Here is a 23817-nt window from a genome sequence, read left to right as displayed (position 1 = left end):
TTGAAGGTGTCGAGAACACAGATATAAAAATTAACACATCCTTCAAATTTGTACGCAATACAGGCTTGCCATCGATCAGGGGAATTTCCACCGCTCGTCTGGCAAGCCTTTTCTTATTGCGCCTGAATTTCGTGGTCACCCGGCCCGGTCAAGTCCGGTCGCCAGCGGCGCAGGTGAGTGTGACGCTCATAGGCTTGCGATGAGGGGTAAGTCACCAATTCAATCGTGCTTCCCCAAGGGGTGCGGGTGTACACGTAGCGATTACCTGGTCCGGCGTCACCACCCGGGAGGTCGCCGGGTCGGCTGAGCAGAATGCCGCCGGCCTTCTCAAGGCGATTGGCAGCGGCATCGATATCGTCAACGTAGATGCAGATGTGCTGAATACCAAAGTCGCTCGGAACGATCGGCTGCAACTGCTGGACGCCAGTGTAGGAAAACAGCTCCAGGTTGGGGCCGTTGCCCAGACGCAGCATCCGGATTGAAGCAATGACTGCACCAGGCGCAATGCCGAGTCCCGCTTCTACCTCAGGCCCTCCCAGGGGCGCGTCGAGCATGTCGTAAAGCTTCTCGGCACCAAAGGCCTCGATGAAGAATCGGGTTGCCGCTTCCATATCGGGAACGGTGATGCCTACGTGTTCAATTGCACGAACATTCATGACAACTCTCCTATTTTCGCCGCCGCCCAGAAACCGGATTGGGTCGCCTCATACATCCGCCCACCGCGGGACCTTGTACCGATGCTGTGGACGCGAATGTCATCGACCGACTCCTCCAGAACCGTTGAAGGCGCACGGGCGGTCGCCATTACTACGTAACCATTATCAGGCACCTTTGCTGCTGTGTTGATCGAAACGTCCAGATGCTTGAGAAGGCCGGCGAGATGCTCGCGCTGCATATCATTGGTATCGATACCCACGCTATCGGCGGGTGAAACAAGGCTGACCTTTTTGCCTTGCTCCGCCAGCCATAGGGCAGCGAACATTGCCGCCTCGGTTTCACCAAACACTGTGACCTCGTCCGTCACAGGCAAATTGGCGCTTGCCAGCATATCGGCCACATCCGGGCCGCGATCCTGCGCAACTGTACCGGTCGCAAGCAGTACGGTGTCCCATGGGCTCAGGTCCAAGTCAGCTGCATCGGTATTGAGATGAACGTCGACGCCTACGCGTTCGAGTTCGCTCTCGTAAAACGCAATCATGTTCTTGACCTCCATGCGAAACGGGCTCGCGGCTGCCCACGCATGGAGCTGGCCGCCGATGCGGTCCGCTCTCTCGACCAACCTCACACTATGGCCACGCTCGGCAGCCAGTATCGCGGCCTCACAACCGGCCGGACCGCCACCGACAATCAATACTCGCTCCTGTCTGGAAGCAGGGCGGCGAGCATCACTTGCGCGACGTTCCTGTCCGAGGGTCGGATTGATCACGCACTGGGTGCCTTTGCCGTTGAACATCCACCGCGAGATGCATTCATTGACCGCCAGGCAGCGGCGGACACTTTGCGGTTGCCCGCGCCGTGTCTTGTTGACTGTTTCGGGGTCCGCCAGGCCCGATCGACCCAGGGCCACAAAGTCGAGTTCGCCGTCAGACACCGCTTGTGCCATCTCGTCGAACAGCCAGGTAAGTCGACCGACACCGATCACCGGGATGGAGACACGCTGTTTCACCAGCTTGGCGTAGTTGACTAATGATCCTGGCGGGACCATCGGCAGCAACGTCATCGCGGTGTCGTAGTTCCCGGCACTGACATCCAGGGCGTCAACGTAAGGCTCGAGCATTTCGCAAAAGGCCAGGCCATCTTCCAGTGAGAGACCGCCCTCGTAAGGCTCCATCACGCTGAGCCGATACAGGATCGGATAATCCGCACCGACCTGTTCGCGGATCCCACGCACGACTTCGAGGGCGAAACGGGCACGGTTTTCCAGGGAGCCGCCCCAGCGGTCGGTGCGTTTGTTTGTGAAAGGGGAGAGAAACTGGCCGAGCAGATAGCCATGTGCACCGTGCAGCTCAACGGCATCGAAGCCAGCGGCCACCGCACGTCGGGCGCCCTGGACATACTTATCGATCAGTCCTGGTATTTCATGTTCTTCGATTGCACGCGGTGGGGTACCGAATGCGCTGGTGATACCGGCTGTCGGTGCCAGTGGTGGCTCGTTACGCTCTGTGTTGCTTTGGGAGTTCTGGCGCCCGGTGTGGTGCAGCTGCACGGCAATCTTCGCGCCTTCACCGTGGACCGCGTCGACCAGGTTGCTGAGTGCGCCAATGAACCTGTCATGGTCGATTCGCATCGGGTGACCCGCGGTGCGCCCGACCTCCCAATCGATAGAGGTATTCTCGGTGATGATCAGACCAACGCCGCCTCGGGCGCGGGCTCTATGGTATTCGATGAGCTTATCGTCAACCTCACCGAAGGTGCTGGCGAACTGAGTGAAGATCGGTGCTTGCACGAAGCGATTGCGCAACTGCAAGGTGCCAATTCGTCCGGGTTGGTAAAGCGCCGCGGCAGGGCCGTCTGAAATCACAAGGTTTCGGATGTCTGGGTGTGCCATTGCCATCTCCTCATTATTTTTTTTGTTTGAGGTTCAAGCATGGAATGAGCGCGGGCATGAGTATTGAACATTCATGTCGAGGCGTTGAAGAATCCTGCCTTGGTGTCGTAGCGGTACTTTTCAGGTGGTTTAGTCCGAAAATAACTCAAACATCAGCTGGCGAAGCCAACGATTGGCGGGGTCTTTGTTAAAGCGTGCGTGCCAGAACAGGTTGATTTCGATGTTCGGCAGTTCCACAGGCGTCGGTAGAACCGCGAGGCCAAACGGTTGTTCGCAACTGCTGGCGAAACGTTCAGGCACTGTTGCCACTAAGTTGGTGCGTTGAAGGATGTGGCCAACCGCAACGAAATGGGGGACTTCCAGGCGAATGTTGCGCTCGATACCGGCCCGCGCCAGAAACGTATCGACTTCGCCGTGTCCTGTGTTCGCCGCTACCACACGAACGTGCTCATAACTGCAAAAACGCTCAAGCGTTAACGGTTCCCGGGTAGCGGGGTGATCCTTACGGCACATGCAGACGTAGCGATGGTGAAACAGGCGCTGCTGAAAAAATCCGGCTTGCAGGTGTGGCAGTAATCCAACGGCGAGGTCGATCGCACCGTTTTGCAACCCTTCAGCCAGGGTATCGGATGTGTTGCGCAGCGTGCTGATCGAGCAGCCCGGCGCGCGTTCAGCCAGCGCGTCCATCAGCCGTGGCATGAAGTAGATTTCACCAATGTCGGTCATTGCCATGGTAAATCGGCGATTGCTGTTGAGCGGGTCGAACGTATCCTGTCGGCTCAGTGCATCGCGTAAGGTCTGAATGGCCAGTGCGACGGGTTCGGCCAACTGCCGGGCATAAGGTGTGGGCTCCATTCCCTGATAAGTACGCACGAAAAGCTCGTCGTTCAAGGCGACACGCAGGCGTTTCAACGCATTGCTGACAGCGGGCTGGGTCAGATCGAGATTATCCGCCGCGGTCGATACCCGCCGGTCAACCAGCAGTTGGTTGAATACCAGCAGAAGATTGAGGTCAAGCTCACGTAATTCCATAACGCCTCGTGCAGATTGTGCGCTCATGAGGGCGATAGATCTTTGCCCGTTATTGGGTCTGAACCGCTCTAAATTCGCCGCTGCAAGGGTCCCAAGCCTAACAAGCGCCTACCATCGCGTCCATTGAGAGATATTCGGGCCTTTTGCTTAACCTCGAGCTTTATTCACGTTCGAAATATTGAGTATTCGCCTGACTGCATTTATCCCGGTTGTTGGTTTGCCCATGATCGAATCCATGCCCGGTTCTGAACGCTCCGCGTCCATTGGGCAGCTCGCAACTTTCCGGAGGCGTCAGATCCTCCGGCTCTATAACAATGACAAGAAGAGCGAAGCCATGCGTACGATCGATGTATCAGCCCTGATTGACGGGGCACGGTTCAATGCCTTTCATGCGCGCGTACTGTTCTGGTGCGCGCTGATCATCATTTTCGATGGATACGATCTAGTTATCTATGGAGTCGTGCTGCCTTCATTGATGTCCGAGTGGGGCCTCAGTTCGTTGCAGGCGGGTGCGCTGGGCAGTTGCGCACTGGTGGGCATGATGCTGGGGGCGTTGTTTTTCGGTTCACTGTCCGACCGTATAGGTCGACGTAAAACCATCATGATGTGTGTCGCCATCTTCAGTGGCGTCACAGCGATCAACGGCTTGGCGCAGGGCCCCGAGGCGTTTGCGTTGTGCCGGTTTATCGCCGGTCTTGGCATCGGCGGGGTGATGCCCAACGTTGTGGCGTTGATGAACGAGTACGCGCCAAAGAAATCGCGCAGCACCCTGGTGGCGATCATGTTCAGCGGCTACTCGTTGGGCGGAATGCTATCGGCGGGCCTGGGCATGGTGCTGATCCCGCAATGGGGATGGCAAGCCGTGTTCTATGTAGCGCTGATACCTCTGTTGGCCTTGCCTTTTCTAATACGCCAATTGCCGGAGTCAATGGATTTTCTACTGCGCACAGGGCAGTCCGTGAAGGCTCAAAATCTATTGGCACAAGCCGAGCCGTCTTACGTACCCACTCCCAATGACCAGTTGAACCAAATGGTCGCCAAAGGCACGAAAGTGTCGATTGCGCAGCTGTTCCAGGACGGGCGCAAGGTGAACACTTTCATGCTGTGGCTGGCGTTTTTCTGTTGTTTGCTGATGGTTTACGCACTGAGTTCCTGGCTGCCGAAACTGATGACGGCCGCAGGCTATGGATTGAACTCCAGCCTGGCGTTTTTGCTGGCACTAAACGTCGGCGCGATTATTGGCGCAGTGGCCGGTGGGTGGCTGGGGGACCGCATTGGAATCGCCAGAGTCTTATTCGCGTTTTTCAGTTGTGGAGCGTTAGCCCTGAGCCTGTTGGCGCTCAAGGCGCCGTTACCCGTTCTTTATCTGCTTATCGCCATCGCCGGGGCCTGCACTATTGGTACGCAAATCCTGGCCAACGCTTGCACCGTGCAGTATTACCCCGCGCACATAAGGTCTACCGGGCTTGGCTGGGCAATGGGTGTCGGGCGTACCGGGGCCATCATCGGTCCGTTGCTGGGTGGGGCACTGCACGCTTCATCACTGCCGCTGCAGGCCAGCTTTCTCATCTTCGCCTTACCAGGATTGGTAGGGGCCATCGCTATTCTGGTGTTTCTGATTCAGAACGCTCCAGGCCGTCAGGCCGCTTTATCCCGGCAACCGGCGCAGTAACCCTTGCAGCAAAAGACGAGCCCCGAGAGGGCTCGTCCGGCCGATGCCTGTTCGACCTGGCGAGTAATATTCACACCCATGATGGGAAGTATGGGGGTTGCGGTATTTATCAATAGCGCTCGGATGGCGATGATTTGCTTACTCCAATAACAATCAGCCTCATGGGTAACTTGCTATGCGTACTTCTCAATCCAAACTGCAAATCGGCATTGTTGGCGGCGGTATCGCCGGCGTCGCTCTGGCCTTGGACCTTTGCCGTCATTCCCACCTCGACGTGCAATTATTCGAATCGGCGCCTGCCTTTGGCGAGGTCGGAGCGGGTGTCTCGTTCGGCGCCAATGCCGTTCGCGCCATTGCGGGCCTGGGTATTGCCGAACCTTACCGCAAGATTGCCGACCAGACGCAGGATCCCTGGCAGGACATCTGGTTCGAATGGCGTCGTGGTGAAGATGCCGGTTATCTGGGCGCAAGCCTGGCCGAAGGGGTAGGGCAGTCATCGGTACACCGTGCCGACTTCCTCGATGCGCTGGCCAGCCAGTTGCCGGACGGAATCGCTCAATTCGGCAAGCGCGCCGTCAGCGTGGAGCAGGATGCCGAACAGGCTCGCGTAGTGTTCACCGATGGCACTGAGCATCGCTGCGACCTGTTGATCGCCGCGGACGGTATCAAGTCATCGATTCGTGATCATGTGCTCAACGGTCTTGGCCAACCCCTGGTGGCGCCGCGTTTCAGTGGTACCTGCGCCTATCGCGGGATGATCGACAGTCAACAGTTGCGCGCGGCCTACCGCGCCCGGGGTGTCGATGAACACTTGATCGACGTCCCGCAGATGTACCTGGGGCTTGATGCACATATCCTCACGTTCCCCGTCAAACAAGGCCGGCTCATCAACGTTGTGGCGTTTATTTCCGATCGCAGCCGCCCCGATCCAACCTGGCCTAGCGATGCTCCGTGGGTACGCAATGCCAGCCAGGAAGAAATGCTTTCTGCCTTCAACCATTGGGGAGACGCTGCTCGGGTTCTGCTCGAATGCATTCCGTCCCCCACGCTTTGGGCGTTGCATGAACTCGATGAGTTGCCAGGTTACGTGCACGGCCGCGTGGGACTGATCGGCGATGCTGCGCATGCGATGTTGCCACACCAGGGCGCTGGAGCAGGTCAGGGCCTGGAAGACGCCTGGCTTCTGGCGCGATTGCTGGCCGATCCACAGGTCCTGGACAGCCAGCCACAGGCGGTGCTCGAAGCCTACGACGCCATCCGTCGTCCCCGTGCCTGCCGTGTGCAGCGTACCTCCTGGGAAGCCGGTGAGCTGTATGAAATGCGTGATCCAGCGGTGGCCGATGACGAACAACTGCTGAGCAAAACCCTCGCCGAGCGTTTCGACTGGCTATGGAATCACGACATGCAGTCCGACCTTCAAGAGGCCCGTGCCCAGTTGGGCTGGCGAGCGGTCGCCTAATGATTTGAACCGACACGCGCGGAGGGAGCACCGAGCGGCTCTCTTCGTGGGTGGATACCAATAAGATCAGGTGAATCGAAATGACAGTGAAAATTTCTCAACTGCCGCAATTGCAGCAATTCTTCCGAGAAGCCTCTGGGCTGGACAACAATGCAGGCGATCCGCGCCACAAGCAGATCGTCTTGCGGTTGCTGCAGGAAGTCGCCCGAGTGATCGAAGATCTGCAGATCAGCGACGATGAATTCTGGGGCGCGGTGGACTACGTCAACCGCCTGGGCGCCAAAAACGAAGCAGGTTTGCTGGTCGCCGGGCTTGGCATCGAACACTTCCTTGATCTGCTGGCCGATGCCAGAGACGCCGAAGCGGGTCGTACCGGTGGCACCCCACGGACAATCGAAGGCCCGTTGTATGTCGCCGGTGCCCCACTATGTGAGTACCAGACTCGAATGGATGATGGGACCGAGGATGGCACAGCAACGGTGATGTTTCTGGAAGGGCGTGTAACCGACCTGAACGGTCAGCCGATCGCTGGGGCCACCGTGGATTTGTGGCAAGCCAACACCCAGGGCAACTACTCCTACTTCGACAAAAGCCAGTCTGAATTCAACTTGCGTCGCCGGATTCTCACGGACGCCAATGGATGCTACCGGGCTCGCAGCATCGTGCCTTCGGGCTACGGTTGCGATCCAGCCGGCCCGACTCAGGAATGCCTCGATCACTTGGGCCGCCACGGTCAGCGACCCGCGCATATCCATTTCTTCATTTCTGCCCCTGGGCATGAACATCTGACCACCCAGATCAATCTGTCCAATGACAAGTACCTGTGGGACGACTTCGCCTATGCGACGCGTGACGGATTGATCGGTGAAGTTCGCTTTGTGGAAGACGAGGAACGAGCTGCCGCCATGGGAGTGGCAGGGCGCTTCGCCGAGATGACTTTCAATTTCAGCCTGCGTCCGGCCGCCAGCGAACAAGCAACCCATCGCAGCCAACGCCCGCGCGCGTTGCAGTCTGCTTGACCAACCGATGTTCACTCGACGTCGACGAACCACTTCAAGGAGACAACGATGTCCCGGACTGATGCACAATCGATGAAAATCCGTGCCGCAGTATTGCGTACCTCGGGAGCCCCTTTGCAAATTGAGGATGTCTTGCTCGAGGCTCCTCGGCCAACCGAAGTGCGCGTGCGTGTGGTCGCTACAGGTGTTTGCCACACTGACATGGTGGTGCGTGATCAGCTGTTTCCCACTCCTCTGCCCATTATTCTCGGTCATGAAGGTGCCGGTGTCGTCAATGCAGTCGGTTCTGCCGTGACGACGGTACAACCGGGCGATCACGTGGTCATGACGTACATGTCCTGCGGTCTTTGCCTGCCTTGCGAAACGGGCCACCCGGCGCACTGCACACACATGCACCCGTTGAACTTTGGTGGTGGCCGACTAGATGGCACCACCTCTGCTTGCGCATGTGGCAGCGACCATGCCATCCACGACCATTTCTTTGGCCAATCCTCGTTTTCCACTTACACAATCGCCAATGAGCGAAACGTCGTCAAAGTCCCAAAGCTGGCACCATTGGAACTCTTGGGGCCGCTGGGTTGTGGTATTCAGACGGGCGCTGGATCAGTGCTCAACGCACTCAGGGTTGAGGCAGGATCGAGCTTCGCCGCCTTTGGTGCAGGCGCGGTCGGGCTGGCGGCGGTAATGGCAGCGAAGGTCGCTGGCGCTACGACCATCATTGCTGTGGACGTCACTCCCAGTCGACTGGAACTGGCTCTCGAACTGGGAGCGACCCATGTCATCAATAGTCGCGAAGAGGACCCGGTTCAACGCATTCAGGCCATCACCCAGGGTGGTGTCAATTACAGCCTTGAATGCTCCGGTCGCTCCGAGGTGTTGCGCCAGGCGATCGACTCAGTCGCAACGCTTGGCACCTGTGGCATTGTCGGCGCTACCAAAGTTGGTACCGAGGTCGCCTTTAATATCAACGACGTGATGATTCCCGGCAAACGCATCATGGGCATCGTGCAAGGCGATGTCGTTGCCAATGCCTTTATTCCGAAGCTGGTTGATCTGTTCCTGCAGGGCCGATTCCCCTTCGACAAGCTATGCAAGTTTTATGAGTTCGATGAGGTGAACCAGGCGATGGCCGATAGCGAGCGCGGTATCACCATCAAACCGATTCTCCGTATGCCAGTCCCTGCTTCGGTCTAACTTTTTCGATCTGCCAAGGAACCAGCAATGACCGTTCAAATCGTAATAGACAATCAAAAGCTCGACGCCTCCAATGGCAAGACTTTCCAGCGCATCGATCCGCTCAGTGCCGCGACCGTGAGTGTAGGTGCAGCCTGCAGCGTCGAGGATGCCATCCGTGCTGCCGAGTCTTCCCAGCGCGCTTTTCAAACATGGTCAAAAACCGGGCCAACCGAACGCCGCCGTATATTGCTAGCGGCAGCCGATGCCCTGGAATCGAAAATGGCGCAGTTCTGCTCGGTCATGGCCGAGGAGATTGGCGCTTCGCAACTCTGGGCACAATTCAACGTGGGAGCATCGGCCAACCTGCTGCGTGAAGCTGCAGCCCTGACCACACAAATCAAAGGCGAAACCATACCTACCGACAAGCCCGGCGCACTGTCGATGACGTTGCGCCAACCGGTGGGCGCCGTACTGAGTATCGTGCCTTGGAACGGGCCGGTCATTCTTGGCGCACGGGCTATTGCCTACCCACTGGCGTGTGGCAATACGGTAATCTTCAAGGGTTCTGAAAGCAGCCCACGTACGCATGCGTTGCTGGCCGAAGCCTTTTACGATGCCGGTTTGCCGGCGGGGGTATTGAACTTTCTGATCAGCGCGCCAGAAGACGCGTCTGCGGTGACTGAAGCACTGGTCGCTCATGACGTTGTGCGTCGAGTGAATTTCACCGGTTCGACCAAGGTTGGCCGCATGATCGCCCAGACGTGCGCCAGTCATCTCAAGCGCTGCCTCCTGGAACTGGGTGGTAAAGCACCTTTTGTTGTTCTGGACGATGCGGATATCGACGGAGCAGTCAACGCGGCCGTTTTCGGAGCCTTCCTTTATCAGGGTCAAATCTGCATGTCGACCGAGCGTTTCGTGGTCGATGAAGCGGTTGCCGAGCAATTCGTTTCTCGTTTTGCAGAACGCGTAAAGTCGCTGGAAACGGGCGTTCCATCGACGTCGCCAAGTTGCGTGATAGGCCCGATGATCGGCCAAGGCTCGGTACAGCGGATCAATCATTTACTCGACGACGCCATCGGCAAGGGCGCTGTCATCGTGGCTGGCGGCCTGGCCGAAAATGCCTTGATGGGCCCGACGCTGGTCGATCGGGTTACCCGTGAGATGTCGATTTACGACGAAGAGACCTTTGGTCCCGTGACGACGATCGTGCGAGTGAAGGGAGCCGAGGAAGCGCTGGTGGTCGCCAACGACACTGCCTACGGTCTTTCCTCTTCTATCTTCAGTCGCGATGTGACACGGGCATTGGAATTGGCCGGCCGACTGGATGCCGGCTGTGTACACATCAATGGCGCCACCGTGCAAAACGAACCGCAGGCCCCGTATGGTGGAATGAAGAAGAGCGGTTACGGCCGCTTCGATGGCAGCGCAGTCATCGAGGAGTTTACCGAGGTCAAGTGGGTCACGGTCGAACCCTCCAACCAGCCTTATCCATTCTAGGATTGAAACCGGCGCGTAATGCGCCGGTTTTTTTTCGATCACGTGACGCAGGGACTTCAATCAAGCAGGTCGGAGATGGATTCAGCCGCCAGTTGATAGGAGCGGGAGCGGGCTTCAGGATCATAAATCCGCGCATCAATTATGATCTCGTCTGCCTCGGTGGTCGCGATGAACTGGCGCAGCCAACTTGAAACATCATCTTGGTCGCCTACCGCGGTGCAAGCCATGGCCTGCGCCAGATTGTGGCGGTCCACGTCGGCGAGCCTTTCCATAAAACCCTCTTGTGGACGCGGCAGAGCTCCTGCTTTTCCCGCGTACAAATTGCTTACCCAATGCCGATGCGAACTCGCCTGATACTCAGCTTCGGCGCGTGAGGGGGCCGCGAAGACATTGGCGCCAGCGATGACATAGGGGCGCTCAAGCAACATCGAGGGCCGGAACGAGGCGCGATAGTGCGCGATGGCCTGCATCAGGAATCGAGGCGCAAAATGTGAAGCGAAGGCGTAGGGGAGTCCCATTTTTGCAGCGAGATCCGCACTGTTGAGGCTCGAACCTAGCAGCCATAGCGGAACGTCATGGGTTTCAGGGATTGCACGAACCGGCTGATTTCCGTTGTCCGCCAGGTAGTCAGTCAATTGCTTGATATCCTGGGTAAAGTCTCGCTCGGAGGCATCACCGCGCATGGCACGAATAGCCAGCCCTGCCGACCCCGGTGCTCTGCCAATGCCCAAATCGATGCGACCGGGAAACAAGGTATTCAATGTCCCAAACTGCTCCGCCACTATCAGAGGCGAGTGGTTGGGTAGCATGATTCCACCGGAACCGATACGCAGGGTGCTGGTTGCCGCAGCGAGATGCTGGATGAGCAAGGTGGTTGCCGAAGAGGCAATCCCCGGTAGGTCGTGGTGCTCGGCGATCCAATAGCGTTTGTAGCCGTGGGCTTCCACGTGTCGCGCCAGAGTGGCGGCTTCTTCTAGCGTATGGGCGAAAGTTTTGCCTTCGCCGATCATCATGAGGTCAAGCACAGAAAGGGCTGTCATTGCATATTCCGTTTTGAAGGTTAGGTTTGTAACGCAGCAATCCGCTACTTCAGTGGGAACTCTGACCAGGACGGATGGCAATCCAGGCGTTGATCGATTTCACGTAGCGTCGCCAGGCAGCGTTGGAGCTTGAGGTAAATGTCCCCCCCGTAGTCCCAGCCGAGCACGCCGATGCTGCCGGTGTACCCCACACGATTCAGTGCGGCGATCAGGGCGAAGTTGTCCATCTCCCCGCGGTCGACTGGCTCCATGGTCGCCACGCCGCCCCAGCCCAACTGCGAAAGTGCACTGCCAGAGGTCACCACTTGCATGAGCCAGGGTTTCATCGCCGCAAGGCGCAGTTCCAATTCGCCTTCCTGACTGGCGTACCAGTGATAACCATTGAACGAGGCCCCCAGGCGTGGGTTAGCGAAGAGCTCGCAAATTTGCACGACTTGCGTAGTGGTCTGGGTGACATGATGAAGATGCGGATACAAGGCGATCCGTAATCCGCGCCGCTCGGCAATGGGCAGCAGCGACTCGATAAACCGCAGAATGGCTTGGGCGCCATTGACTGTGGTCTGAATCGCCAACTCGATCAGCTCTACACCCTCGACGGTTTCGACGATGCGCCGTATCAGGGCATCGTTACGCCCCTCATGTAGCACCACGTAAAGGCCTTCGATGTGCAGACCATGGTTTTCCCGGACGCTGGGCAACAGGCTGAGGTCCGTCAGTGGTGTGCCGCCCCAAGCGGCGACAGTGATGCCGTCGTAGCCGATCTCGGCCAACATTTCGCACTGTGTCTGAAAGGCGTATACGCCCATCGATGAGTAGAAGAAGGAATCGAGTGCATGGATGCGATGAGCCATGATTTATCTCCTGGCTCAGCGGGGCGAGTCGGTCACGACAGCCCACTCGGGGTGGGCAGCCAACCGTTGTTCCATGGACCGAAAGGCGGTGGCCGATCGGCGCAGGTTGCCGTAGACATCGCCGCCCATGCTTTCCCAGCCGAGCACGCCAAACCGTCCGTCAAAGCCACGCCGTTCGAGCGCGCCCAGCAACACGAAGTTGTCCATTTCCCCCTCATCGAGCGGTTCGATGGTTGCAAGGCCGCCCCATCCGAGCGGGGAGCGTCGAGTGCCAGCGATGTTCACCTGTTTCAGCCAAGGCCACATCGCATCAAGGCGCTGCTCCAGGGCCTGTTCTTCAGTCGCGTACCAGTGATACCCGTTGAACACGATGTTGAGTCGTGGATGGTTGAACTCCCTGCAAAGGGCCACTGCCTCGGTGGTCGTCTGCATGCCGTAGCGGGCGTGCGGATACAGGCTGATCTCCAGGCCTCGGCGCTCGCAGATCGGGAGTAGGCGCTGGATCATTTGGCGGTCGAAGTTGGTGACTTCGTCGCCGGAGTGCAGGGCCAGTTCGATGGTGGTGCAGCCCTCGATAGTCTCGAACAGGTTGGTCACAAACGATTCCAGGCCCCTGCGATAAATCAGGTAGACCGCACCGACGTCCAGGCCCCAGGTGGGTTTGACCTGGGCGATCGACTTCAAATCGTTACTCCAGGCAGACATCGTCAATCCCTGGTAGCCAAGCTCGGCGAGCATCTCGCACTGCGCCGCCAGGGGATAGGTCCCCAAGGCTGTCTGAAAAATGAAATCCATGTGATGCAAAGGACGATTCATGAGTGGGTCTGCGCTGTAGTTGGTTTGGCGGGTAAGGACGCACTTGGAAAGTGCGGCAAGAGGTATTCGCCTAGCTCGTCGATGACTTCCGAGGCGTGGCGTCGTTGAGGTTTGAAGTGCAGGGCTACGTGACTGACGCCTTGGTCCTGTTGACGTTTCCAATGTTCGATCAGCGCGTTACGTCCGGCACGCAACACGCGCCCAGTCTGGAGGGGATGGTTCGGATCTCGGTCCAGGTCGAACAGAGTGCCGTAGCCATAGGGCTTGTAGACGTTGTCGCCGCAGGCTGCACGCCACCGCTCGATGATCTGGGGAATCAAGGCTGGGTTGGAAATGTAGGAGAGGATGCCGTCACTGTTTTTGCCAACCCACTCAAACGACTGGCCGGCCTGACCAATGATAAGGGTTGGCATGCGCGAGCCCACTGGTTTGGGAACGAGGTCGATGTCTCCATTCAACTGGCCATAAAACCGAGACGGGTGCACGGCCCAGTGCGTTTCCGAAGCGGCACGAATGATTGCGAGCGCATCACGGAAACGCTCTGCGCGATTGCCGAAGTCGAGTCCGAAGGCCGGGTATTCCACCGGCCGATCGCCTGTGGCCAGGCCCAGAATAAATCGTCCCCCCAGCAGTTGATCGATACTCGCGGCCTGCTTGGCAACAATCAACGGATCGCGCAGGGGCAGGACAATTCCGGCAGTACCGATGGCTATCTGCTTGGTCACTGCAGCGAGGAAACCGGCATAGACCAACGGATCAAGAATTTGCCCCACGTCACCGAAGTTCGGATCGTAAAAGGGCACGTCCCGTAGCCAGATAGCGGAAAACCCCGCTTCGTCAACCTTATGAGCTAACTGCGCGTGATCCTGCAGGGTCGGGCCCGGGCTATCGGGGTAGCTTTCCAGCGGTGCAATAAAACCGAAGGTCAAATGGCCGGGTTGAAAAACCCTCGCGAAGCCGGGGTGCTGTTTGAGCGCCGGTGCGAGTTCAATGGGGGAAGGCATCGAAATCATTCGAGGTCTCTCATGTAGTCAGATGACGTTAACTTCGCGGTGCGATAGAGCGGGTGAAGTCACAATGGCGGTGACTATAAGTTGTATGATTGGAAAGAAAAACAGGATGAAATTCCGATCATTTACGAATACAACGCTCAAATACACTGAGGTGACCATGGATCATTTTGGAGCGCTCGGCGCGTTCGTTCATGCCGCGCAAACCCGCAGCTTTACCGAAGCCGGGCGCAGAACCGGCGTGTCGTCATCTGCCGTTGGCAAGGCGGTTGCGCGACTGGAGGAAGAACTGGGTGTGAGGCTGTTTCATCGATCCACGCGGGCCATCACCCTGACGTCCGAGGGCAGCCTGTTTCTGGAGCGCTGCCATCGAATATTTGCCGAATATGAAGTCGCCAAACGGGAGATCACTCAGGCTGCCGGTAAACCCCAGGGAAAGTTGCGCCTCGGTTTGCCGCAGCTGGGGATGAGGCTGATGCCTCACTTGATTGCGTTTCAGCAGGCATATCCCGACGTGGAGCTGGAACTGGAGTTCAGTGATCGGTTGGTCAACGTGATCGAGGAGGGTTTCGATGCCGTGATGCGGATCGGTGAAGTTGAAGACTCGCGACTGATGATGCGCAAGCTCAACGGCTACAGTCACCGCCTGGTGGCATCTGCTGCATATCTTTCACTGCGAGGTGTTCCTTCACGACCCTCGGAACTGTCCAGCCATTCATGTCTGCGTTACCGATTTCCCACCAGCGGTAAACTCGACCCCTGGCCTCTGGTGACGAAAAAGGGGCAGACCAGTGTTGAACTGGGACAGTCAGCTACCGCCAACGCAATTGAACCGTTGATGGCAATGGCTGAGGCGGGGCTGGGAATCGCCTGTCTCCCTGATTTTTTCGTCGAGGACGCGATTGCTGAAGGACGATTGGTGCCGGTACTGGATCGCTACGTTCGCGACCACCGCACGTTCAGCATTCTCTGGCCATCGAGTCGCCATCCGTTGCCCAAGATAAAGGCGTTCGTGAGCTTCATGACATCGCGCCTAACGTGATGACTTACGGCTGAGCTCAAACGAAAACCACCGACGCTCCGGGGCAGGGCGTCGGTGGGTGTTGAGCCAGCAGTAACTTACGCGTTGCTGGATGCTTTTGTCGCCATGGCGCCGTCGCCCAGCAACGCGACAACCAGAGCTGTTGCCGCCAGGTAGACAGGATATTCCCAGCCGCCATTGGCGTTAGTGAAGCTCCAGCCATTACCGAAGTGGACGGTAGCGGCCACGACCAGTTGAACCACCGCCAGCGCGGCCACCCAGCGTGCGTAGACACCCAGCACCAGCATCAAGCCGCCGATGACTTCAAAGGCCATGACCGGGTACGCCAGGAAACCCGGGAAACCAATGGACTCAAAAAAACCTGCGGTGCCAGCGGGGGTGAACACCAGCACCTTGGTCAGGCCGTGAGCAATGAACATGATGCCAAGGGCCAGGCGCATAACGAGTGCGGCATACGGAGCGGTACGTGAATCGATCATGGTGCAGTTCCTTTTTTTTACTTGGAGAGAGACAGCGTGTGGTTCAGCCATTGCGAAAAATCCGCCAGTTCTTCAGCGATGATCTCGTGGGCCATGTCGTAAAAATGCGTTTCGTGGGCGACACCGATTCGACTCAGCCAGGCGTCCGATTCTTTCGCCCAAGTCACTGGTAGGACGTTGTCCTGCAGCCCATGGGCAATGAACGCGCTGACCGACTTGAGTCGCTCGGTGGAAGCGATCCGAGGATCAAGTTCACGCAGCATTCGTCCGCTTAAAATTGCGAAACCGGCAACCAATTCGGGCTCGGTGACCCCAAGGCTCGCGCTCATGATGCCGCCCTGGCTGAAGCCGGCGATCACGGTCGGCAACTTGGGCAGTGCTTCGATAAAGCGTTGCAGCAGTTGCCGGCTTGACTCTGCTTGCTCTTGATTGAACGAAGGGCCGTTGCTGGTGAAGTTCACCTGATACCAGGCGAAGCCCTGTGGGCCGACTTGCAGCGGACCGCGAAGCAGAATCACCTCCAGCTCCTCGGGCAACGATGCGGCCAATGAGGCAAGATTCGCTTCGTTTGAACCAACGCCATGCAGCAAAACCAGGCGGCCCTTGGGCGCCGAAGTACCGCACCCTTTGCGGAAAAACAGGCCCGTTTGCGGTTCGCGGGCAGCGTCAGAAAAAATCGTGTCAACCATAGTCTGTGCGCCTTAACTAGTTTGAATGGATTCAGATCCATCATTGTCGTTCGAGGTAAACAGGTAGCTGTCCATTGCCAGCACTCCGTAGCTCACGCCGCCTTCCAAGACACGCGTTTCATATCGTTCACCCGCCGCACCAAGGGCGATGAGCAACGGCAAAAAATGTTCATCCGTCGGGTGGGCGCGTTCGGCTGAAGGGGCGTGCTGCCTATAGTCCAGTAGCAAATCGGTGTTGCCCGCCTGCAGGTTTTGGGCTGTCCAGGCAGCGAACGCTTTCACGTAGTCAGCCTCATGGCTGGCAGCCCCCCGAAACTCATACAAGTTATGGGTCAGACTTCCGGAAGCCACGATCAACACGTTCATCTTGCGCAGTGGCGTGAGGGCTTTGCCCAATTTCCAGGCCTGGTAAGTGTCAAGGCCGGCAGGCATCGAGACCTGAACGATGGGAATGTCGGCTTCAGGCGCCAGATAAAGCAGAGGCACCCAGGCGCCGTGGTCCAGACCTCGACGGGCGTCAAGCCGAGATCTCCATCCGGCATTCTGTAGCAGACCCACGATATGAGCGGCGAGGGCCGGAGCACCCGGTGCGGGGTAGCGCAGCTGGTATAAGGCGTCGGGAAATCCGCCGAAATCGTGAATGGTTTCAGGGGCGGTGCTCGCTGTAACGCTGATTTCGCCGCGGGTCATCCAATGCGGGGAGATGATCACGATGGCGTCAGGTCGCGGCAGCTTGCGACCGAGTTCGGCCAGACGTTGACCCGCCAGACCAGGCTCGATGGCAAACAGTGGTGCACCGTGAGACACAAACAACAGGGGGAACGACGTGTTCATAGTGAATGCTCCCCACGGATTACTTGTTAAGCCAGGAAGGGGCGATGGAAGTGCCTAGGCCGGCGCCATAACCGAGGTAGATGTTCAGACCTGCCAATGGCTCCAGGTAGCGGGCATTGATCAGTGCGCCCGCGTCCACCGTGTCCCAGCCAAGGCTGTGTGCCAGGGTGTTCGCGGTCTGCTTGGCGCGCTCGCTGTCGCTGGCGACAAACACACTGCCGCGTTGGTCATTGGCGAATGTCGGACCATCGGCAAGCACTTGGGCAAACAGCGTGTTGAACGCTTTGACGACTTGGGCTTGAGGTACTGCTTTGGCAATCTCTTCGCCAGCGCTCGTCACGTGACCGAGAGTCAGCGACATATAGTCGGCGCTCAGTGGGTTGGTGATGTCTATAACCACCTTGCCCGTCAGGTCGCCCAGGCTTTGCAAGGCTTTGGCGGCGTCTTCATAGGCAGTTGCAACGACAACGACGTCGCTGTCACCCAGTGCCTTCGCAGCTGGATAAGCGCTGACATTGTCAAACTGAGCGGCCAGGGTGTTGGCCTTGTCGATGTCGCGGCCGGTGATTCGAACGATATGGCCGACACTGGACAACTGTTTGGCGAACGCCGAACCCATGTTGCCGGTACCCACTACTGTAATTTTCATCGCGGCCTCATTCAGGTTGATGTGCGTTTCGATGGGCTCAGTTTATAGATTGAGAAATCGAGATAAATAAGGCCAAATGCGACTAACCGTTCCACTTATCGAGACAATGATGGACAGAGCACTGGAGATGCAGGTTTTCTGCACCGTGGTCGATAAAGGCAGTTTTGTCGGGGCGGCCGAACCGCTGGAGATGTCCAAGGCGGCCATTTCGCGTTATGTGAGCGGCCTGGAAGAACGGCTCGGTGCGCGGCTGTTGCATCGCACAACCCGCCGGCTTTCATTGACGGAGGAGGGGCGTCAGTTTTACCACCAGGCGCGTGAAGTCCTGGCGCTCATGGATCAGGCCGAGGAGGCCGTATCGTCCACCGCTCCGGAACCCAGTGGCGTTTTACGGGTGAATGCACCGGTCAGTTTTGGTGTGCTGCACTTGGCGCCGCTATGGGGCGACTTCATGAAGGCGTATCCCAACGTCGAGTTGGACATCAGCTTGAACGACAGACTGGTGGATCTTGTGGAGGAGGGCTTCGATGCCGCTGTTCGTATTGCCCGCATGGAAAGCTCTTCACTGATAGGGCGCCGTCTGGCTGGCACGCGGATGTGCCTGTGTGCGTCACCCGACTATCTGGCGAGCCACCCACAAGTGCACACGTTGGCAGACCTGGCAGAGCACGGAGTGATTGCCTATACCAACTTCGCCAGCGGCAATGAATGGCAATTCATGGGGCCTGATGGCAGCGAAAATGTTCGTACTCGCTCGATTGTTCGCTGCAACAATGGCGATACCTGTCGCAGTATTGCCTTGGCGGGGGGCGGCATTGCCTTGCAGCCCAGCTTCATGGTGGCCGAGGATTTGCGGGCGGGGGACCTGGTTGAGATCCTGCCCGAATACCAGTCCGTCGAACTGGGTATCTACGTGGTGTATCCCACCCGCAAGCACTTGGCGACCAAGGTTCGGGTGCTGATCAACTTTCTGGCTGAGCGATTTGCCCATCCTCAATGGGAACAGTAGAGAGGATTTCTCCGGACAGGGGCTGACTCAGCACTTACCCAGAAAGCCTCGCAGGTCGGCCGTGAACTTTTCCGGGTTCTTCAGCGCCAGGAAGTGATCGCCTTGTTCGGCCTTGGTGTACACATGCAGCGCAGATCCCGCAACGACCGAATTCATCCAGCGCTGGCTGTCCAGCCAGTCGCTGTATTCGCCAGTGAAAATCGCGGTAGGAACATCAATCTTTGCCTGGATGACATCCCGCCAATCGTTGGTGACGTGATCGAACAGCACGCGTTCCATAAACGCCATGTCATCCTTCATAACGGCCTGAGCCAGGCTTATTACGTTGTGAAACCAGGGTGAGTCCAGGGCAGTGGCGCGTTCCAGCACCCGAGTCGCGCTGATCAGTTGATTGGTGGGCGCTCCTTTGGCGTAGGACGCAATCATGCGCTCGGGCGAGGTGGTGAACGCCCCGGCTTGCAGTCGCTCCTGTTCTGTCCAGTCTTCGTGACAATAAACGGAGGGTGCCTGGTCAATGATGCTCAGCGTACGCATGCCTTGTGTGCCGAACAGGTCGATATAGGCCCACAGGATCGACGCCCCCATCGACCAACCGCAGTAATCGGCTTCGGACACGCCCAGGTGATCGGCAAACTGTTTTACGTCCATGGCATGTCGGGAAATTCGGTTGCCAAAGGCTACCTTTTCAGAGAATCCCTGGTTTCTGACATCCAGCACGTACACGTGATAATGCTGGCTGAGGATGTGCATGAGGTGGAAATACAAGGCGCCGTTGGCTGACCATCCCGGGATGAAAATCAACGGCGTGCCAGCCCCGGCCTCCCAATAGGCGAGGTTAACCCCGTCGCTGGTGACAAAGCTGTTGAGTTTCAGGCCATCAAAGTCAGAAACGCGAACCGGTTGGCCAGGTATTTCATGGGGAAAGTGGAAGTTTTGGCCCAGCAGTGAAAGCAGCGATTGATTGTTCAGTGGGTAATTCAAAGTGCAATCCAATCCGGTTGAAGAAATGGCGCGGAGGGCAGCCCCCTCCGGGATCTATTGACGTCGAGCGGTGGCCGTATACAGATTGACCGCGATGCAAAGCGCCAGGACCAACGCTGAAAACAGCATCGCGCTGGAAAGCCCTGCAGAAAAATCGGTTTTGTCCGTATGAGCGATCATTGTGCCGAACACAGCAACACCTATCACGCCGCCCAGTTGCCGGGCGGAGGCCATCAGGCCGGAGGCGATACCCGCGTCATGCTGCGTGACCGAGGACAGCATCGAGTTGGTAATGAACGGTACTGACATGGCGCTACCGATTCCCACCAGCATCAACGCACCGTTGAGCAGCCAGAGCGAGCTGTTGGATGTGGTCTGCGAGAGCGCGATGAACCCGACGATCTGAACCGTGAAACCCGTCGTGATAATGCGAGTGGCACTGAATCGCCGGGCGAACCTCGATGAGAGCATCGTGGAAAGTGTCAGCACCGCTGTCAGCGGGATAAACGACAAGCCGGTTTTGAATGCGTCGTAGTGCAGGAAGGCTTGAAAGTAGATGCTGAAAACAAAGACCGTCCCGTAAAACGTCAAATTGATCGCAGCGCCTGCAAGCGCCATGCTCCCAAGCACTTTGTTCCTCGCCAGGCGGGGGGGCAGCATGGGATGTTTAACCCGACGCTCGATCAGGATGAATGCCACCGCACTGATCGCGGCAATGGCCAATGCGGTGAGTGTTTCGCTCGCCCAGCCTTTGGCGCTGGATTCGGTCAAGCCATAGGTCAGAGACGCCAGGCAAATCGCGATACTGATTTGCCCTGGCAAATCGACCTGCTTATCAACCCGAGGGGAGGCGGGGGCATAGTGCAGAATCAGCCCGACTGCCAGCAGGCCGATCGGAATATTCAGCAGAAATACGCTTCGCCAGCCGAAGTACTCGATCATCAAACCGCCAATCACAGGACCGGCAGCCAATGCGATACCCCCACAGGCACCCCAAAGTGCAACAGCGGCACGACGCGAGTCGGTGTCATGAAATGACACGCGAATCAGGGTAAGTGATGTCGGTATCAGAAAAGCCGCTCCAATGCCCTGCACGATACGCATGGTGATCAGCATGCTCATGCTGGCGGCGGCACCACAGCCAATGGAGGCAAGCGTAAAGAGTGCGAAGCCCGCGGCAAACACGGATTTGGCTCCCCATTTGTCGCCCCAGGCGCCCCCCAGGATGAGCAGGGCAGAAAAAGGCAACGCGTAGCTGTTGATGACCCACTGCAGGCCTGTGAGGTCACTACCGAAAGCAGTCTTGAGAGCGCCCAGGCCGACGTTGACGACACTCACATCGAGTTGAACGACAAGGAATCCCAAACAGGCGGCGATCAGGATCGCCCGTAGCGAGGCGGGTGAGATGGGTTTTTCGGACACTGGTTTAAGTCCAGGCATATTGTAGGCGCGTGCTGATCATGAAATGCCAGTGCAGCCAGGCAGTGCCTGGCTGCACTGGCAGCATGGCTTACACGAATTGCAGAACTTCGTTAACAGCTTTGCGAGGCTTTTGAGGCCAGTTGGCCGAGCCTGGGTAGCCAACGGTGATCAACATCACCGGGATCTCCGTCGCGCCAAGACCGAACGCTTGTGCCACTGCCGATTGGTCGAAACCGATCATGGGCGTCGAAACAAGGCCTTGACCTTTGGCGGCGAGCATCAGGGTCATGGCCGCCAGCGAGCCCGAGCGGATTGCCTCATCGCGTTGCAACTGCGGGTTTAGCTGGTACATGCCTTGAGCGGCGCCCAGCCACATGTCGTAGATCGACTGGTCGATAATGCCGGCGTCCAGCGTCGGTTTCAGAGCTGAAGGCAGGGTTTCATGGGGATTGAGGGTGCCACAGACAATGAAGGTCACGGCGGCGTCCATGACTTTCTGTTGGCCGTAGGCCAGCGGCAGCAACCGTGCCTTGGCTTCACTGCTGCGAACGGCCAGGAACTTCCAGTTTTGGAGGTTGAAGGCCGAAGGGGCGTGCGTAGCCAGATCGATCAGGTCGCTGACCTGTTGGTCGGTCAACTCACGTTCAGTGTCGTAGCTGTTGGCGGAAATTCGGGACTTAATAACTTCAGCAATACCGGACATGGTGGTCTCTGTGCAGGGCGGGAGTGTGCGCAGCCACGGCGGTTACCGTCGGCGTGCGCAGTCAATGTAATTAGCGACTGAAGCCGTCGAAAGGGGTCATGTAGACCGCGCCGAACGGATCCAGGCGTTTGCGCACTTCAGCATCCGGCGTGCCGTAGACCACCAGACTTTTGATGGTGCACAACTCAAGGAAACGTTTGCCGAAGGGGGCGAAGGTGGTGTCTACGTGACTGACGATGGCGTCGGCGTTATAGCGTTCGAGGATGTGAACGGTGCTGTTGTCTTCGTTGACGCTGTATTCGTAAACCAGCGTGCCAGCCTCAGTGCGGGTGGCGGCCACGATATTGGAGATCAGTGCCTTGAACTCCGCAAACGCTTCGGGCTTTACAGCGAGGGAGAACAGGCAGGAAATATAGGAGTGCATGGTTAGCCCTTGCGTCAGAGGCTTGATAAAGCCATTGAGGATGCATCGCTGGCCAAGCCGATGCATTCGATGCTGATGGGGTCAGGATTTCTCGGGCGCGTCCCCGAACAGCTTGCCAGCACCGGCCCAATCCGAAGCCGCGACGTCCTCGAAAATGACGTAGATGTAATTGGCATCCGTACCGGTGTGCTTAACGATGCTTTCGGTGATCTCGGCGGCAACAGCGGCTTTTTGCGCGTGTTCTTTACCTTCGAACCAGCTCACACGTACGACGGGCATGATGATGTCCTTTTTGGGCATTGATGATCGGGAAGAGGTGCGCGACGTGCGATCACGAACTGCACCGTTACATTGCTGGAACTCATCTTACTGTTGCGAATAGTGGCGATAAACGGCCTAAAACTATAATGTGGGTAGATCAAAACTCTATAATTGGCGAATCGGCATGGTCCCTATCGAATCGTTTCAAGGAGTCATCACCTTCGTCGTGGCGGCGCGTTCGATCAGCTTCACCCAGGCTGCCGAGCGCCTCGGGGTGTCAAAATCCGCCGTCGGCAAAGCCATTGCGCGCCTGGAAGAACGCTTGGGTACACAGTTGTTTCATCGCACCACGCGTCGCATCTCCCTGACCGCCGATGGTGAGGCTTATTTCGTTGCGTGTTCTTCCGCCCTTGAAGAAATCGGTGCCGCAGAGAGCGGATTGGGGCCCGGTGGTGGCGAGCCCTCCGGACGCCTGCGAGTCGACATTCCTGTGGCATTCGGGCGTCGGGTCGTGGCCCCATTGCTGTTCGAGATCGCCAACAAGTACCCGGCTTTGCAATTGAGCCTGACGTTCTCCGATCACCTGGTTGACCCCTTCGAGGAAGGCATCGATTTACTGGTTCGCTTTGGAGAACTGCAAGACACCAGCGGTCTGGTGGCGCGACGCCTGACCCGACAACGCTGGGTCATTTGTGCCTCACCTGACTATCTGATGCGCTTTGGCGTCCCGCAGACCCTGGAAGACCTGAGCCAGCACCGTTGCATTGTCGGGCATCGACGCGGCCAGCCGCTGTCGTGGCGGGTCATGCAGACAGGGCAGACCGTACGTTACGCGCCACCTTCGACCCATCAGATTGGCGATGGGGAAGCCATGATTCTCGCGGCGGTCGCTGGCGCCGGTTTGTGCCAGATGCCACGCAGCCTGTTCCAGGAGGATATCCAGGCGGGCAGGCTGGTGGAGGTTCTGCAAGGGTATGAACCCGAAGCTGTCGATGTGCATGCCGTGTGGCCGAAGGTGTCTCACCTGCGACCGAAGGTCAGGTATGTGGTCGATGAGTTGGTCAGGCTCTGTGAGCATTGGCAGTGATGTAGTCCAATAAGCGGAAAAGGCCTCACTTGAAGGTTTTTTGAGTGATAGAAATGACCAGTGCAACACTGGCGACAATGATGATCGCCCAGAAGTACTCCATGCTCGCGACCAGGG

Annotated in this window: 24 protein-coding genes; 8 read left to right on the top strand and 16 right to left on the bottom strand. The window is 57.8% G+C overall.

The window, feature by feature from the left end; translation table 11 throughout:
• Positions 1-113: 113 nt before the first annotated feature.
• The 3 genes from ACXX83_RS10380 to ACXX83_RS10370 all read right to left on the bottom strand — a co-directional run bounded on the left by ACXX83_RS10380 (position 114) and on the right by ACXX83_RS10370 (position 3580).
• Positions 114-656 carry a VOC family protein gene (locus ACXX83_RS10380; RefSeq protein ID WP_458548374.1) on the bottom strand — a complete coding sequence of 181 codons (543 nt, stop codon included), beginning with the start codon at positions 654-656 and terminating at the stop codon, positions 114-116.
• On the bottom strand, positions 653-2548 hold the full coding sequence (locus tag ACXX83_RS10375) for an oxidoreductase (RefSeq protein ID WP_458548373.1): 1896 nt from the start codon (positions 2546-2548) through the stop codon (positions 653-655). Before ACXX83_RS10375 ends, ACXX83_RS10380 begins: the two co-directional genes overlap by 4 nt.
• 129 nt (positions 2549-2677) lie before the next feature.
• The gene (locus ACXX83_RS10370) at positions 2678-3580 is read right to left on the bottom strand and encodes a LysR family transcriptional regulator (RefSeq protein ID WP_458548372.1); all 903 of its coding nucleotides are present in this window, start codon (positions 3578-3580) and stop codon (positions 2678-2680) included.
• Between the two features lie 334 nt (positions 3581-3914).
• On the opposite strand from ACXX83_RS10370, the gene ACXX83_RS10365 reads away from it, so the two are divergent.
• The 5 genes from ACXX83_RS10365 (at position 3915) to ACXX83_RS10345 (ending at position 10403) form a co-directional block, all read left to right on the top strand.
• Entirely contained in the window at positions 3915-5252 is a 1338-nt protein-coding gene (locus tag ACXX83_RS10365) for an MFS transporter (RefSeq protein WP_458550180.1), read from the top strand.
• A gap of 175 nt (positions 5253-5427) precedes the next feature.
• Positions 5428-6711, top strand: coding sequence for a salicylate 1-monooxygenase (gene salA, locus ACXX83_RS10360; protein ID WP_019689163.1), 1284 nt, complete (start codon positions 5428-5430; stop codon positions 6709-6711).
• Positions 6712-6791: 80 nt separating this feature from the next.
• On the top strand, positions 6792-7730 hold the full coding sequence (gene catA, locus ACXX83_RS10355) for a catechol 1,2-dioxygenase (protein ID WP_217835190.1): 939 nt from the start codon (positions 6792-6794) through the stop codon (positions 7728-7730).
• A 48-nt stretch (positions 7731-7778) separates the two neighbouring features.
• Complete coding sequence (locus tag ACXX83_RS10350) at positions 7779-8924, top strand: NAD(P)-dependent alcohol dehydrogenase (RefSeq protein ID WP_458548371.1); 1146 nt, start codon at positions 7779-7781, stop codon at positions 8922-8924.
• A 27-nt stretch (positions 8925-8951) separates the two neighbouring features.
• Positions 8952-10403 carry an aldehyde dehydrogenase gene (locus ACXX83_RS10345; RefSeq protein WP_458548370.1) on the top strand — a complete coding sequence of 484 codons (1452 nt, stop codon included), beginning with the start codon at positions 8952-8954 and terminating at the stop codon, positions 10401-10403.
• A 56-nt stretch (positions 10404-10459) separates the two neighbouring features.
• On the opposite strand, the gene ACXX83_RS10340 is transcribed toward ACXX83_RS10345, so the two are convergent.
• The 4 genes from ACXX83_RS10340 to ACXX83_RS10325 are packed head-to-tail and all read right to left on the bottom strand — an operon-like array spanning position 10460 to position 14123.
• A complete protein-coding gene (locus ACXX83_RS10340) occupies positions 10460-11443 on the bottom strand; it encodes an LLM class flavin-dependent oxidoreductase (protein WP_458548369.1) in 984 nt (327 codons plus the stop codon).
• A 44-nt stretch (positions 11444-11487) separates the two neighbouring features.
• Positions 11488-12294 carry a sugar phosphate isomerase/epimerase family protein gene (locus ACXX83_RS10335; RefSeq protein WP_458548368.1) on the bottom strand — a complete coding sequence of 269 codons (807 nt, stop codon included), beginning with the start codon at positions 12292-12294 and terminating at the stop codon, positions 11488-11490.
• A gap of 15 nt (positions 12295-12309) precedes the next feature.
• A complete protein-coding gene (locus ACXX83_RS10330) occupies positions 12310-13110 on the bottom strand; it encodes a sugar phosphate isomerase/epimerase family protein (RefSeq protein ID WP_458548367.1) in 801 nt (266 codons plus the stop codon).
• On the bottom strand, positions 13107-14123 hold the full coding sequence (locus ACXX83_RS10325) for an LLM class oxidoreductase (protein ID WP_217835185.1): 1017 nt from the start codon (positions 14121-14123) through the stop codon (positions 13107-13109). The genes ACXX83_RS10330 and ACXX83_RS10325 overlap by 4 nt, the downstream gene beginning before the upstream one ends.
• 157 nt (positions 14124-14280) lie before the next feature.
• Between ACXX83_RS10325 and ACXX83_RS10320 the strand changes: the two genes are divergently transcribed.
• Complete coding sequence (locus ACXX83_RS10320; RefSeq protein ID WP_217838418.1) at positions 14281-15162, top strand: LysR family transcriptional regulator; 882 nt, start codon at positions 14281-14283, stop codon at positions 15160-15162.
• Between the two features lie 77 nt (positions 15163-15239).
• On the opposite strand, the gene ACXX83_RS10315 is transcribed toward ACXX83_RS10320, so the two are convergent.
• Genes ACXX83_RS10315 through ACXX83_RS10300 form a run of 4 tightly spaced genes read right to left on the bottom strand, consistent with a single transcriptional unit; the run spans position 15240 to position 17813 of the window.
• On the bottom strand, positions 15240-15641 hold the full coding sequence (locus tag ACXX83_RS10315) for a DoxX family protein (protein WP_007970848.1): 402 nt from the start codon (positions 15639-15641) through the stop codon (positions 15240-15242).
• Positions 15642-15658: 17 nt separating this feature from the next.
• Entirely contained in the window at positions 15659-16330 is a 672-nt protein-coding gene (locus ACXX83_RS10310) for an alpha/beta hydrolase (protein WP_458548366.1), read from the bottom strand.
• Positions 16331-16342: 12 nt separating this feature from the next.
• Positions 16343-17164, bottom strand: a complete 822-nt coding sequence (locus ACXX83_RS10305; protein WP_458548365.1) for a DODA-type extradiol aromatic ring-opening family dioxygenase — start codon at positions 17162-17164, stop codon at positions 16343-16345.
• A 19-nt stretch (positions 17165-17183) separates the two neighbouring features.
• The gene (locus ACXX83_RS10300) at positions 17184-17813 is read right to left on the bottom strand and encodes an NADPH-dependent F420 reductase (RefSeq protein ID WP_458548363.1); all 630 of its coding nucleotides are present in this window, start codon (positions 17811-17813) and stop codon (positions 17184-17186) included.
• A gap of 109 nt (positions 17814-17922) precedes the next feature.
• Here ACXX83_RS10300 and ACXX83_RS10295 point away from each other — a divergent pair, with 109 nt between their 5' ends.
• On the top strand, positions 17923-18822 hold the full coding sequence (locus ACXX83_RS10295) for a LysR family transcriptional regulator (RefSeq protein ID WP_458548361.1): 900 nt from the start codon (positions 17923-17925) through the stop codon (positions 18820-18822).
• 27 nt (positions 18823-18849) lie between these two features.
• On the opposite strand, the gene ACXX83_RS10290 is transcribed toward ACXX83_RS10295, so the two are convergent.
• The 5 genes from ACXX83_RS10290 to ACXX83_RS10270 form a co-directional block, all read right to left on the bottom strand.
• The gene (locus ACXX83_RS10290; RefSeq protein WP_458548359.1) at positions 18850-19803 is read right to left on the bottom strand and encodes an alpha/beta fold hydrolase; all 954 of its coding nucleotides are present in this window, start codon (positions 19801-19803) and stop codon (positions 18850-18852) included.
• A 54-nt stretch (positions 19804-19857) separates the two neighbouring features.
• Positions 19858-21225, bottom strand: a complete 1368-nt coding sequence (locus tag ACXX83_RS10285) for an MFS transporter (protein ID WP_458548357.1) — start codon at positions 21223-21225, stop codon at positions 19858-19860.
• 88 nt (positions 21226-21313) lie between these two features.
• A complete protein-coding gene (locus tag ACXX83_RS10280) occupies positions 21314-21928 on the bottom strand; it encodes a nitroreductase family protein (protein WP_458548356.1) in 615 nt (204 codons plus the stop codon).
• Between the two features lie 70 nt (positions 21929-21998).
• Positions 21999-22352 carry a putative quinol monooxygenase gene (locus ACXX83_RS10275; RefSeq protein ID WP_007970833.1) on the bottom strand — a complete coding sequence of 118 codons (354 nt, stop codon included), beginning with the start codon at positions 22350-22352 and terminating at the stop codon, positions 21999-22001.
• 81 nt (positions 22353-22433) lie between these two features.
• Positions 22434-22631: a tautomerase family protein gene (locus ACXX83_RS10270; protein WP_007970831.1), complete on the bottom strand. Its 198-nt coding sequence runs from the start codon at positions 22629-22631 to the stop codon at positions 22434-22436.
• Positions 22632-22797: 166 nt separating this feature from the next.
• Here ACXX83_RS10270 and ACXX83_RS10265 point away from each other — a divergent pair, with 166 nt between their 5' ends.
• Positions 22798-23700: a LysR family transcriptional regulator gene (locus ACXX83_RS10265; protein ID WP_458548354.1), complete on the top strand. Its 903-nt coding sequence runs from the start codon at positions 22798-22800 to the stop codon at positions 23698-23700.
• Positions 23701-23817 lie beyond the last annotated feature (117 nt).

It is taken from the genome of Pseudomonas sp. GNP012 (assembly GCF_054343835.1).
This window is presented reverse-complemented; position numbering and strand designations above follow the sequence as displayed.